The organism is Pseudomonas sp. P1_F7 (assembly GCF_056405655.1).
Window position 1 is genome coordinate 179,183 of sequence record NZ_JBFUBR010000014.1, and the last position, 12,044, is coordinate 191,226.

At 59.1% G+C, this 12,044-nt stretch carries 15 protein-coding genes and 2 pseudogenes; 5 read left to right on the top strand and 12 right to left on the bottom strand.

Annotation, left to right across the window (positions count from 1 at the left end; all coding sequences use genetic code 11):
- The first annotated feature begins 40 nt into the window (after positions 1 to 40).
- From thiS to trmB, 3 genes are read left to right on the top strand one after another with little or no spacing between them, the layout of a single operon-like run.
- Positions 41 to 241, top strand: coding sequence for a sulfur carrier protein ThiS (gene thiS / locus AC1D1M_RS21810; RefSeq protein ID WP_162184594.1), 201 nt, complete (start codon positions 41 to 43; stop codon positions 239 to 241).
- Positions 242 to 301: 60 nt separating this feature from the next.
- Positions 302 to 1,096 (top strand): thiazole synthase, encoded by a 795-nt coding sequence (locus AC1D1M_RS21815; protein ID WP_007975390.1) that lies wholly within the window; start codon positions 302 to 304, stop codon positions 1,094 to 1,096.
- A 9-nt stretch (positions 1,097 to 1,105) separates the two neighbouring features.
- Positions 1,106 to 1,831 carry a tRNA (guanosine(46)-N7)-methyltransferase TrmB gene (gene trmB, locus AC1D1M_RS21820; protein WP_477777206.1) on the top strand — a complete coding sequence of 242 codons (726 nt, stop codon included), beginning with the start codon at positions 1,106 to 1,108 and terminating at the stop codon, positions 1,829 to 1,831.
- An 81-nt stretch (positions 1,832 to 1,912) separates the two neighbouring features.
- Here trmB and AC1D1M_RS21825 read toward each other — a convergent pair.
- From AC1D1M_RS21825 to AC1D1M_RS21870, 10 genes and pseudogenes are all read right to left on the bottom strand, one after another.
- A pseudogene (locus tag AC1D1M_RS21825) lies at positions 1,913 to 2,134 on the bottom strand (DUF3392 family protein); the annotation flags it as partial.
- A gap of 9 nt (positions 2,135 to 2,143) precedes the next feature.
- Positions 2,144 to 3,349 (bottom strand): radical SAM family heme chaperone HemW, encoded by a 1,206-nt coding sequence (hemW, locus tag AC1D1M_RS21830; RefSeq protein ID WP_477777207.1) that lies wholly within the window; start codon positions 3,347 to 3,349, stop codon positions 2,144 to 2,146.
- Positions 3,346 to 3,942, bottom strand: a complete 597-nt coding sequence (gene rdgB / locus AC1D1M_RS21835) for an RdgB/HAM1 family non-canonical purine NTP pyrophosphatase (protein ID WP_477777208.1) — start codon at positions 3,940 to 3,942, stop codon at positions 3,346 to 3,348. The genes hemW and rdgB overlap by 4 nt, the downstream gene beginning before the upstream one ends.
- Positions 3,939 to 4,373 carry a DUF4426 domain-containing protein gene (locus AC1D1M_RS21840; RefSeq protein ID WP_477777209.1) on the bottom strand — a complete coding sequence of 145 codons (435 nt, stop codon included), beginning with the start codon at positions 4,371 to 4,373 and terminating at the stop codon, positions 3,939 to 3,941. Before AC1D1M_RS21840 ends, rdgB begins: the two co-directional genes overlap by 4 nt.
- 26 nt (positions 4,374 to 4,399) lie before the next feature.
- Positions 4,400 to 5,020 (bottom strand): methionine biosynthesis protein MetW, encoded by a 621-nt coding sequence (gene metW / locus AC1D1M_RS21845; protein ID WP_056726485.1) that lies wholly within the window; start codon positions 5,018 to 5,020, stop codon positions 4,400 to 4,402.
- 7 nt (positions 5,021 to 5,027) lie between these two features.
- The gene (gene metX, locus AC1D1M_RS21850) at positions 5,028 to 6,167 is read right to left on the bottom strand and encodes a homoserine O-succinyltransferase MetX (protein ID WP_477777210.1); all 1,140 of its coding nucleotides are present in this window, start codon (positions 6,165 to 6,167) and stop codon (positions 5,028 to 5,030) included.
- Between the two features lie 128 nt (positions 6,168 to 6,295).
- Complete coding sequence (locus AC1D1M_RS21855) at positions 6,296 to 6,589, bottom strand: DUF167 domain-containing protein (RefSeq protein ID WP_477777211.1); 294 nt, start codon at positions 6,587 to 6,589, stop codon at positions 6,296 to 6,298.
- 4 nt (positions 6,590 to 6,593) lie between these two features.
- A complete protein-coding gene (locus tag AC1D1M_RS21860; protein ID WP_477777212.1) occupies positions 6,594 to 7,184 on the bottom strand; it encodes a YggT family protein in 591 nt (196 codons plus the stop codon).
- A gap of 10 nt (positions 7,185 to 7,194) precedes the next feature.
- Positions 7,195 to 8,013 (bottom strand): pyrroline-5-carboxylate reductase, encoded by an 819-nt coding sequence (gene proC / locus AC1D1M_RS21865; protein ID WP_477777213.1) that lies wholly within the window; start codon positions 8,011 to 8,013, stop codon positions 7,195 to 7,197.
- Between the two features lie 35 nt (positions 8,014 to 8,048).
- On the bottom strand, positions 8,049 to 8,735 hold the full coding sequence (locus AC1D1M_RS21870; RefSeq protein WP_477777214.1) for a YggS family pyridoxal phosphate-dependent enzyme: 687 nt from the start codon (positions 8,733 to 8,735) through the stop codon (positions 8,049 to 8,051).
- A 56-nt stretch (positions 8,736 to 8,791) separates the two neighbouring features.
- Here AC1D1M_RS21870 and AC1D1M_RS21875 point away from each other — a divergent pair, with 56 nt between their 5' ends.
- Entirely contained in the window at positions 8,792 to 9,826 is a 1,035-nt protein-coding gene (locus AC1D1M_RS21875) for a type IV pilus twitching motility protein PilT (RefSeq protein ID WP_477777215.1), read from the top strand.
- A gap of 91 nt (positions 9,827 to 9,917) precedes the next feature.
- Here AC1D1M_RS21875 and AC1D1M_RS21880 read toward each other — a convergent pair.
- Positions 9,918 to 10,424: pseudogene (locus tag AC1D1M_RS21880) on the bottom strand (C40 family peptidase); the annotation flags it as partial.
- A gap of 251 nt (positions 10,425 to 10,675) precedes the next feature.
- Between AC1D1M_RS21880 and AC1D1M_RS21885 the strand changes: the two are divergent.
- Positions 10,676 to 11,095 (top strand): NINE protein, encoded by a 420-nt coding sequence (locus tag AC1D1M_RS21885; RefSeq protein ID WP_223546907.1) that lies wholly within the window; start codon positions 10,676 to 10,678, stop codon positions 11,093 to 11,095.
- 93 nt (positions 11,096 to 11,188) lie between these two features.
- Here the strand turns inward: AC1D1M_RS21885 and AC1D1M_RS21890 are convergent, their stop codons facing one another.
- A complete protein-coding gene (locus AC1D1M_RS21890; RefSeq protein ID WP_477777216.1) occupies positions 11,189 to 11,650 on the bottom strand; it encodes a hypothetical protein in 462 nt (153 codons plus the stop codon).
- Between the last annotated feature and the right edge of the window lie 394 nt (positions 11,651 to 12,044).

The window sequence follows — 12,044 nt, forward strand, 5'->3', positions numbered from 1 at the left end:
GCTAGAATGCCAGCCCCTAAAAATGATGGCGGCATCCGGCATGCGCATTCAGTTGAACGGCGAATCCCTTGAACTGCCCGACGGTGAAACCGTTGCGGCCCTGCTGACCCGTCTGGACCTGACCGGACGCCGGGTGGCGGTCGAACTCAATCTGGATATCGTCCCGCGCAGTCAGCACGCAGACACCGCGTTGAACGACGGCGACAACGTCGAAGTCGTGCACGCCATCGGCGGCGGCTAGCAGCCTCGGCCCAGTGGCCACAGAATTCTGCAAGTACCTCACCCCTACAGAGGATTTCCCATGAGCATCGTTCGCAGCGACAAGCCTTTCGTCCTGGCCGGTCGTACTTACCAGTCGCGTTTGCTGGTCGGTACCGGCAAGTACCGTGACATGGAAGAAACCCGCCTGGCCATCGAAGCCTCGGGTGCCGAGATCGTCACCTTCGCCGTGCGCCGCACCAATCTTGGCCAGATCGAGGGCGAGCCGAACCTGCTCGAAGTGCTGTCGCCGGATCGCTACACCTTCCTGCCGAACACCGCCGGTTGCTACGACGCTATCGAGGCCGTGCGCACCTGCCGCCTGGCCCGTGAGCTGCTCGATGGCCACAACCTGGTGAAGCTGGAAGTGCTGGCCGACCAGAAAACCCTGTTTCCCAACGTGATCGAAACCCTCAAGGCCGCTGAAACGCTGGTCAAGGAAGGCTTCGACGTGATGGTTTACACCAGCGATGACCCGATCATTGCCCGGCAACTGGCGGAAATCGGCTGCATCGCGGTCATGCCGCTGGCGGGTTTGATTGGTTCCGGTCTGGGGATTTGCAACCCGTACAACCTGCAAATCATCCTCGAAGAAGCCAAGATCCCGGTGCTGGTGGATGCCGGTGTCGGTACTGCTTCCGACGCCACCATTGCCATGGAACTGGGTTGTGATGCCGTGCTGATGAACTCGGCCATTGCCCACGCCCAGCAGCCGGTCATGATGGCTGAAGCCATGAAACATGCGATCGTCGCAGGTCGCCTGGCCTACCTCGCCGGCCGCATGCCGAAAAAACTCTATGCCAGCGCCTCTTCGCCGCTGGATGGTCTGATCAAGTAAGAGCCATTGATGACTGAATCGAACGACACGCCAATCCAGACGGAAGAAGGCGACGAGCGCCAACACCGCCGCATCAAGAGTTTCGTGATGCGCGCCGGGCGCATGACCGAAGGCCAGCAAAAGGGCCTGGAGCAGGGCACTCCGCTGTTCGTGCTGCCGCTGGCCGATGCGCCGGTGGATTTCGACCAGGTGTTCGGTCGCTCGGCACCGCGCTCGCTGGAAATCGGTTTCGGTATGGGCCATTCGCTGCTGGAAATGGCAGCGGCTTCACCGGATCAGGATTTCATCGGCGTCGAAGTGCACCGTCCGGGTGTCGGTGCGTTGCTCAATGGCGTGCTGACGCAAGGCCTGACCAACCTGCGGGTCTACGATTGCGATGCGATCGAAGTGCTCAACCGCTGCGTGGCCGATAACAGCCTCGATCGCCTGATGCTGTTCTTCCCGGATCCGTGGCACAAGAGCCGTCACCACAAGCGCCGTATCGTTCAGGCGTCCTTCGCTGAGCTGGTGCGCAGCAAATTGAAGGTCGGTGGCATTCTGCACATGGCCACCGATTGGGAACCGTACGCCGAATATATGCTGGAAGTGATGAGCGTCGCGCCGGGTTACCGCAACCTCGCCGAAGACGGCAAGTGCGTACCGCGCCCGGCCGAGCGGCCGATCACCAAGTTCGAACGCCGTGGCGAACGTCTTGGGCATGGGGTGTGGGATTTGAAGTTCGAAAAACTGGCGTAAAACCTGTGGGAGCGAGCTTGCTCGCGATGGCGGCCTGACAGTCAACAGAGATGTTGGATGTGATGGCCTCATCGCGAGCAAGCTCGCTCCCATCAGTGCCGCGCCGCTGCCGATCATGCACAGCAGGGACATCAGTGGCACGCGCAAGGCGCCGGCGATGCTGCCCAGACGCTGTTCGACCCAGCCTTTGAAGTCCGCACCAAACAGCACCAGCAGGCAGCCCACCAGGGCCAGGGCGATTTCCGAGAGGTTGCTGCGGCTCCAGCGAGACACGGTGGCGAGCAGGTCGAGTACCAAATCCATTCGATTTCCTTAGGTCAGAAACTTCTGCAGCAAGTCGTTGAGGAAGAGTTGTCCGCGCTCGGTGGCTACCAGACGTGACGGTTCGACCTGCAACAGGCCGCTTTGTTCGGCTTCACGGCGGCCTTCAGCAAGGCTTTCCAGCGTCATGCCGGTACGTTCCGGGTACAGCCGCGATTCGACGCCTTCAGTCAGGCGCAGCGCGTTCATCAGGAATTCGAACGGCATTTCATCGTTGCCCAGCGCTTTCTCGCCAGCCAGGAAGCTCTTCGCCGGGTTCAGGTAATCCTTCGGCAAGCGGGTTTTCCAGGTGCGAATAATGCGCCCATCCGGGTGACTGAGCTTGCCGTGGGCGCCGGCGCCGATGCCGATGAAATCGCCGAAGCTCCAGTAATTGAGGTTGTGTCGCGCCGGGCGACCGGGCAGGGCATAGGCCGAGACTTCGTATTGCGCGTAACCGTGTTCGGCCAGCAGCGCTTGCCCGGCTTCCTGAATGTCCCACAGCGTGTCGTCTTCCGGCAGCGTCGGCGGCTGGTTCCAGAACACCGTGTTCGGTTCCAGGGTCAGTTGATACCACGACAGGTGTGTCGGTTTCAGGGCAATGGCTGTGCGCAAGTCGGCCAAGGCATCGTCCAGGGATTGATTCGGCAAGCCATGCATCAAGTCCAGGTTGAAGTTGTCGAACCCGGCCTGCCGCGCCATGCCGGCGGCGCGTACGGCTTCGTCACCGTTGTGAATCCGCCCCAGGGCCTCGAGCTTTTCTTGCTGAAAACTCTGGATGCCGATCGACAGGCGATTGATGCCCAGTTTCCGGTACGCCACGAACTTGTCTTGCTCGAACGTCCCCGGATTGGCTTCCAGCGTGATTTCGATGTCGCTGGCAAACGGGATGCGCTGTTCGACGCCTTTGAGCAAGCGACCCAGCGATTCAGCGCTGAACAGGCTTGGTGTACCGCCACCAAAGAAGATCGAGCTCAGCTCACGACCATAGACGGCGTGCAGGTCCTGATCGAGGTCGGCCAGCAATGCGTCGACGTATGCTTCTTCCGGCAGCACAGGGCTGGCGGTGTGGGAGTTGAAGTCGCAATAAGGGCATTTGCGTACGCACCACGGGATGTGGATGTACAGCGCCAGCGGCGGCAGCACAGGCAGGGCGGCCCGAAGCGATTGAGCGTCACCGCCGAAGATCAGCGGCGACGCGGATGATTCAGGGGTCATTTCAAGCCCAGACGCTGGCGCAGCAGATCCATTGCACGGGCGCGGTGGCTGATCTGGTTCTTGTCGCCCGGGCTCAGTTCGGCGCTGGAGCACTCGCGCTCCGGCACCCAGAACAGCGGGTCGTAGCCGAAACCGTGTTCGCCGCTGGCCTGGGTCAGGATGCGCCCGTGCCACAAACCTTCGCAGAGGATCGGCAGCGGATCATCGGCGTGGCGCACCAGCGCCAGTACGCACACGAACTGCGCGCTACGCTCGGTTTCAGGCACGTCTTTCAACACATCGAGCAGCTTGGCGTTGTTCGCCGCATCACCCTTGCCATCGGCATAACGCGCCGAGTAGATACCTGGCGCACCGCCCAGGAAATCCACCGCCAGCCCGGAATCGTCGGCCAGCGCCGGCAGGCCGGAAATGCGCGCGGCATTGCGGGCTTTCAGGATGGCGTTCTCGACGAACGACAGGCCGGTTTCTTCAGGCTCGACGCTGCTGAACTCGCCAATCGAGCGCAGATGCACCGACTCGCCGAGCATGGCCTGGAGTTCCTTGAGTTTGCCGGCGTTATGGCTGGCCAATACGAGTTGCGTGAAGTTGATCATTGGCCGGGGAAGAGCTCTTGGTTGAAATTGATGGTGTTGATTTTGTCGCCGGTCTGCACCTTGATGTCGAAGGTGCGGATTTCCTGCTGATCCACCGGATATTGCGCAATGTAGTAGATCGCGCCTTGTTCGGTAATCTGTTTGAACTGCAGTGGCACGGTCTGGCTGGTCAGGTCTTTGACCGAGCCGCTCACCTGGGCCATCTGTGGCTTGCCTTCCTTGATGACCGAAATGTTGATCACGCCCTGGTTCTTGCTGCGGATCAGTTCAGCGGACTTGGCAATGTCCGGGGTCAGGTAGGTGGAGTTGAAGGTGTTGTAGTGCACCGTCACGTCACCGAAGGTTTCCTGGCGCTCGCCTTTGATGGCGTCAGCGGCCATGGCGGTGACGCTCAGGCAAGCAGTGAGTAGAAGCAACGCTAGACGACCCATGATCGTTCTCCTTGAAATAGGGTGGATCAGACCGCGACCTTGTGGTCGGAAAGTCCCGGACTGCTCACGCGGTAGATTCCGATCTCACCTAACAGATTAGGCCATAGCTTACTGGCCCACCCGTGCCGATGCTGTTGATCCACGGCAAGCCGATCAATGACCTTCGCTTCACGTTCGCGACACAAGGCTTCAAAGTCCGCGAAGGTGCAGAAGTGAATGTTCGGCGTGTTGTACCAGGTGTATGGCAGGAACTCGGAAACCGGCATGCGGCCCTTGCTCGCCAGGTACCAGCGGCAGCGCCAGTGACCGAAATTCGGGAAAGTGATGATGCACTGACGGCCGACGCGCAGCATTTCCTCGAGGATCCTGTCCGGGTAGTGCACCGCTTGCAGCGCCTGGGTCATGACCACGACATCGAAACTGTTGCTGGCAAAGTTGCCCAGGCCCTTGTCCAGGTCCTGTTCGATGACGTTGATGCCCTTGGCCACGCACTCGGCGATGTTGTCGGCATCGTTTTCCAGGCCATAACCGGTGACTTGCTTGTTGTCGCGCAGCCAGGTCAGCAGTTCGCCATCGCCGCACCCGAGGTCGAGCACGCGGCTGCCGGCGGGGATCCATTCCTGGATGATTTCCAGATCAGCTCTCATGGCTTTCTCACAACGTAATGCGGTTCATGTAATTGCCGAATGCCTGCAGATAGCGCGGGATCGGAATCAGGAAGGCGTCGTGGCCTTGCGGTGCGTCGATCTCGAGGTAGCAGACGTCCTTGCGCGCGGCCATCAGCGCGTCCACCAGTTCCCGCGAGCGGGCAGGGGAGAAGCGCCAGTCGGTGGTGAACGACATCACGCAGAACTTGGCTTTGGCACCTTCGAAGGTTTTTGCCAGGTTATCGTCGAAGTTCGCCGCCGGATCGAAGTAATCGAGCGCTTTGGTCATCAACAGATACGTGTTGGCATCGAAGCGCCCGGAGAACTCTTCGCCCTGATAGCGCAGGTAGCTTTCAACCTGGAACTCGACGCTGTGGAAGTCGTAGTTGAGCTTTTCGCTTTTCAGCCCGCGGCCGAATTTTTCGCCCATGGAGTCGTCGGACAGGTAGGTGATGTGCCCGACCATTCGCGCCAGCATCAGCCCGCGCTTGGGGATCACGCTGTGTTCCTGGAACGAGCCGCCATGGAATTCAGGGTCGGTGAGGATCGCCTGGCGCGCCACTTCGTTGAACGCGATGTTCTGTGCCGACAGCTTGGGCGCCGAGGCAATGGCCAGGCAGTGACGGATGCGGTCAGGGTAAGTGATGCTCCATTGCATCGCCTGCATGCCGCCGAGGCTGCCGCCGATCACGGCCGCGAACTGGGCGATGCCGAGACGATCCGCCAGGCGCGCCTGGCTGTGTACCCAATCCTCGACGGTCAACACCGGGAAGTCGGCGCCGAACGGCTTGCCAGTCTCCGGGTTGATGCTGCTCGGGCCGGTGGAACCGTTGCAGCCGCCGAGATTGTTCAGGCTGACCACGAAGAACTTGCTGGTGTCGATCGGTTTGCCGGGGCCGATGCAGCTGTCCCACCAACCGGGTTTGCGGTCGTCGGCGCTGTGGTAGCCGGCGGCATGGTGGTGACCGGACAGGGCGTGGCAGATCAGCACGGCGTTGCTCGCCGTGGCGTTGAGCGTGCCATAGGTTTCGTAAATCAGGTCGTAGGCCGGGAGCGAACGGCCGCAGGCCAACGCCAGGGGTTCACTGAAGTGCGCCACTTGCGGCGTCACCAGACCAACAGAATCGGGGGGAAAGGCAGCTGGCATCGACCCTGCTCTCGTTGAAATGAGGCGTAAGTCTAAAGACCGCTGGGGTTAGCGGCAAGCAAAGGCCGGGCCTGATTTTTTTCCGGTGTACCTGTGGCGAGGGAGCAAGCTCCCTCGCCACATTGAGGTCAGGCCGGGCGCGTCAAATCAGGCAAGTCCGGCAACTTCTTCGGCGAGCAGATCCGCACCCGTTTCTGCCGGTTCAATTCGCCGCTGATCAGGCTGACCTGGCTCTTGGACACGCCAAAGGCCTTGGCCAGGAACGCCATCAGATACGCGTTGGCCTTGCCTTCGACCGGTGGTGCGGTCAGGCGGATCTTCAGGCGATCACCGTGCAGCCCGCAAAAATCATCACTGCGGGCTGCCGGTTGCAGGTGACACTCCAGAATCAGGTCGTCACCGTCCCAGCGAAACCAGCTCACAGGGTCAGATCAACACGCGGAGGATTTCCGGCATCATGGTCATGGCGGCGAGGTTGTTGATCACCAGCATGTCGATCAGCTTGAGTGCCAGGAACGCAAAGATCGGCGACAGGTCCAGGCCACCCAGGTTCGGCAGGAACTTGCGGAACGGCGCCAGGGCCGGCTCGCAGATGTCGTTCACCAGTTCGGCGCCCGGGTTATGGCTGCCCGGGGCGACCCAGGACAGGATCACGCTGATGATCAGGGCGAAGAAGAAAATCTTCAGGAACAGCGCGGTCACACCGATGATCGACCAGATCAGCAGTTGCAGCGGGTTGCCGGTGGTGCCGTAGGTCAGCAACAGGGTCAGGGCCATCAGCGCCAGTTGCACCAGGATCGCCAGCACCAGCGAGGACATGTCCAGGCCGAACACGCTCGGGATGATCCGGCGCAGTGGCTTGAGCAGCGGCTGGGTGGCCTTCACGGCGAACTGGCAGAGCGGGTTGTAAAAGTTCGCCCGCACCAGTTGCAGCACGAAGCGCATCAGCACGATCAGCAGGTACAGGCTGCCGAGGGTTTGCAGCACGTAGACCGCTGCGGTGTTCAGTCCAATCATGAAAAGCTCCTTATTGACCCAGTTGTTCGGCCATCTCGGCCGAGCGATGCGCGGCAGCGCCGAGTGCTTTTTCGACCAGGGCTTCGAAGCCATTGGCCTGGAACGATTTGATTGCAGCTTCCGTGGTGCCCGCAGGCGAGGTGACACGGCGGCGCAACTCGGCCGCGTCGACGTCGCTGGAGACGGCCATGTGTGCGGCGCCCAGTGCAGTTTGCAGCGTCAGTTGCGCGGCGATGTCCGCCGGCAGGCCGAGTTTCACGCCGGCGGCGGTCATGGCCTCGATCAGCAGAAAGAAATACGCCGGGCCCGAGCCGGAAACGGCGGTGACGGCATCCAGTTGCTGCTCTTCATTCAGCCAAAGGGCGGTGCCGACCGCTGACAGCAGTTCCTGGGCCTGCTGACGCTGTTCGGCTGTCACTTCGGCTGTCGCGAACAGGCCGCTCGCACCCTGACGCACCAGCGCCGGGGTGTTGGGCATGCAGCGCACGATCGGCTGGGCGCCGAGCCAGTTGTTCATGCTGGCGCAGGTGATGCCTGCAGCGATCGAAACCACCAGTTGATTGGGCTTGAGGCTTGGGCGGAGGGCTTCGCACACGGCTTTCATCGCCTGCGGCTTGACCGCCAGGACAACGACGTCGGCGCTATCGATGGCCTGGGCGTTGTCGGAAAAGGTTTCGATGCCGTGTGCAGCACTCACGCGGGCGCGGGTTTCTTCGCCCGGATCGCTGGCGCGGATCTGCGCCGCTTCCAGCCCCTTGGCCCGCAGGCCGCCGATCAGACTGGCGGCCATGTTACCGGCACCGATAAAGGCAATACGCGTCTTGCTCATGTCAGGTCCTTATTCAGAAGTGTGTCAGCCATGGTTCATGGCTGGCCGTAGTCGCGGGCGCCAAACAGGGCCGTACCAATGCGGACCCAGGTGGCGCCTTGGGCGATGGCCGACTCAAGGTCGTGGCTCATACCCATGGAAAGTGTGTCGAGCGGCAGGTTCAGGCTGGCTTGCAGGCTTTGTACGGCAGCGAAAGCGGCGTCTTGGGCGGCGCGATCTTCAGTCGGCTCGGGGATTGCCATCAACCCGCGCAGTTTCAGGCGCGGCAGGGCGCTGATGGCATTGGCCAGGGCCGGCAGGTCGGCCGGGGTGCAGCCGGATTTGCTGGCTTCACCGCTGACGTTGACCTGAATGCAGATGTTCAGGGGCGGCAGATCGGCGGGACGTTGTTCGGACAGGCGTTGTGCGATTTTCAGACGATCCACGGAATGCACCCAGTCGAAGTGCTCGGCGATAGCACGAGTCTTGTTCGATTGAATGGGGCCGATGAAGTGCCAGATCAAGGGCAGGTCGGCCAGTTCGAGCTGCTTGCCCAGTGCTTCTTGCAGGTAGTTCTCGCCAAAGTCGCGCAGGCCGACGGCGTAGGCTTCACGCAGGTCTTGTGCAGGTTTGGTCTTGCTCACGGCCAGCAGATGGACGCTGTTTTCACCGCGGTTGGCGGCGAGCGTTGCGGCATGGATGCGCGAACTAACTTCGAGAATGTTGTCTGCTATGGTGGACATCAAGAGGCGCCAGCGGTCTGAAGGTTCGCGGCATTCTACTGGAATTGAGAGACGCTATGGATATCACCGAACTGCTGGCATTCAGCGCCAAACAGGGGGCATCCGACCTGCACTTGTCCGCCGGCCTGCCGCCGATGATTCGGGTGGATGGCGATGTGCGGCGCATCAACCTGCCGGCCCTGGAACACCAGCAGGTGCAGGCGCTGATCCATGCCGTCATGAATGACGCCCAGCGGGTGGACTTCGAGAAACACCTTGAAACCGACTTTTCCTTTGAAGTACCCGGTGTGGCGCGTTTTCGGGTCAATGCATTCAATCAGAACCGTGGCGCGGGCGCCGTGTTTCGTACCATCCCGTCGAAAGTGCAGAGCATGGACGAGCTGGGCATGGGGGACGTGTTTCGCAAAATGACCGATGCCCCCCGTGGCCTGGTGCTCGTGACCGGCCCCACCGGTTCCGGCAAATCCACCACGCTGGCGGCGATGATCGATTACCTGAATACCCATCGCCATCACCACATCCTCACCATCGAGGACCCTATCGAGTTTGTCCACGAGCCGCGTAAGTGCCTGATCAATCAGCGTGAAGTCCTCCGTGATACCCGCAGCTTCGCCACCGCCTTGCGATCGGCGCTGCGGGAAGACCCGGATGTGATTCTGGTGGGCGAGATGCGCGATCTGGAGACCATTCGCCTGGCGTTGACCGCCGCCGAAACCGGCCATCTGGTGTTCGGCACGCTGCACACCACGTCGGCGGCAAAAACCATCGACCGGGTGGTCGACGTGTTTCCGGGGGAGGAGAAGTCGATGGTGCGCTCGATGCTCTCAGAGTCGCTGCTGGCGGTAGTGTCCCAGACCCTGGTGAAGAAAATCGGCGGCGGACGCATCGCGGCCCACGAGATCATGCTGGGGACACCGGCGATCCGGAACCTGATCCGCGAGGACAAGGTGGCGCAGATGTACTCGGCGATTCAGTCGGGAGGGTCGTTGGGAATGCAGACGCTGGATATGAACTTGAAGGACCTGGTGACCAAGGGGTTGGTCAGTCGTGAGCATGCGCGGGAGAGGGCGCGGTCACCGGATGGGTTTTGATGGCCCTGAAAGCAAAAGATCGCAGCCTTCGGCAGCTCCTACACAGGAATATGCGATTCCATGTAGGAGCTGCCGAAGGCTGCGATCCTGTTCGACGTGGCGCGTGGATGAAACGGTCGTTGCCCAGGTAAATGGCAACGTGATTGACCCGACGGCTTTTGATGTTGAAGAAAATCAGGTCGCCCGGCTTCAGGTCGTCGCGATCGACTTTCTCCCCATGACCGCTGGCCATGGCGTTGGAGGTGCGTGGCAGGTCGAACGTGGCGTCGTTGAACGCGTATTTCACCAGACCGCTGCAATCGAAGCCTTTGCTTGGGCTGCTGCCGCCCCAACGATAAGGAGTGCCAAGGACGTTCACGGCGCGGCTCAGCACGTCGCTACTTTCCTTGGTGCCCATCGGTGGAACCAGGCCGTTTTTGCTGCTGGCCAGGCTTGGAGCATATTTAGCGGATTTATTGTCTTTGCTCGAAGGAGCAGAGGCATGGGATTTTGGGGTGTAACCATTAACGTTAGGAAGACGTTGCTCACGATTGGTGGCGTGGGCGGCCAGTGGCATCAAAAGGCAAATGGTTAGCCATGTCTTGAAAAATGAACGCATTAGGCAAGGCTCTTAATAAGTTAGCGCGCAACTTTATAACAGCTTTTTTGCCGCTTCCGAGGCCGTTGGTCGATTCAAACCGGGGGGCAATGGTGGCAAAAAAGCGGCAAAATGACGCAATTGTCGGACAGGAGTCCGGTGTTACAAGGCTTTGACAGGCGTGAAGGTAGCACTTGCCATACGTCGGCTGCCTGTAAAAAAGTCACAAAGAAATTAAGAATATTTATCTATCGCGTGAATCGAGGTCATTCATGAACCCCTATCAACAGGCTGTCCAGCAGCAAGACACCCACAGCAAAGTGATCGGTTACCTGCTGTGGATTTTCGGTTTTACCGGCGCTCACCGCTTCTATTACGGCAAGCCGGTGACCGGGACGATCTGGTTCTTCACCTTCGGCTTGCTGGGGATCGGTTGGCTGATCGACCTTTTCCTGATTCCGGCGATGGATCGCGAGGCTGACCTGCGGTTTACCGCAGGTCCCATCGAATACAACGTGGCGTGGATCCTGCTGACGTTTCTCGGGGTGTTTGGCGTGCACCGGATGTATCAGGGGAAATGGATCAGCGGACTGCTGTACCTGCTGACGGGTGGGTTGTTCTTTATTGGCGTGCTGTATGACTTCTGGACGTTGAATGACCAGGTTTCGCTGCGTAATGCGCAGAGTCGTTGATTTCTGAGGCGAGGGGCAGGCCCTCTCGCCGCAGGGTTTACGTCTGGTGAATGATCCAGCTTTTCGTCTGCTTGAACTACGGCCCATGAGTGGTTACTGAAATACTTTCAGCAATTGAAGTTGAAGCGTTACAAATACAGTTGTACTGATGCTGTAGAAAATTGAAATGATGAGGTGGTTTGGGGTGGCCCAGTAATTTATGCTGTCGGCGAGAATCGCAAGCGATGCAACTGCAATTGTCAACGCTGATACTTTTATCAGGGTTCCATTGGTGTGGTGTTTACGGGCTTTTCTGTATAAAAATACTTGCATTAGGTGAAATGTAAATAACATTAAGCCTGCAATCAGGATTGCACCTATTGGTATTCCGATTGAGTCTCGATCTATGTCGTAAATGCCTGTGCTCAAATTTTTTACGATGGTAAATATTGCTACGCTGGAAGTGATCGCTAAAAGCACTGGGTAGATGTAGTTCAGGTGTTTGTAGAGTGGCTTCATGTTGGCTCTTTCTGAATGCAGAAGCTCATAAGTAAAGGCTTTTATACCGTTTTTCATTTCTAGCCAATCATGGAGCATATCCATTTCGGCTGAGGAGATGACAGGACCATCGCACAGTGGGAGTGAGTAAGTTTGCCCGTCGTTGATGATGGCCTCACCTGCGCCCTGCTAATCTGCAATCCCATAGGCCCCCAGCTGAATCCAGGGTTAACTGTAAATCGCCTGAGTTTCCCGTTGTTCCTTTCGTAACGATAGGAGGTAGGGTAAGTCAATTTTTCATGTCTTGCTCCTTGTTTGTACAGCATTTGTACTCAGGGTGTTTGTAGTGATTTTTCCTTGTACTGTTTTTATGCTAAATGATGGGTGTTGAATCTGCATTCAATAACTTTGTAGGATGTTTCTGTGTGTTTCGAAGCTCTTTTCGCACCAATGATGAAGAGTCAGAGGTTTC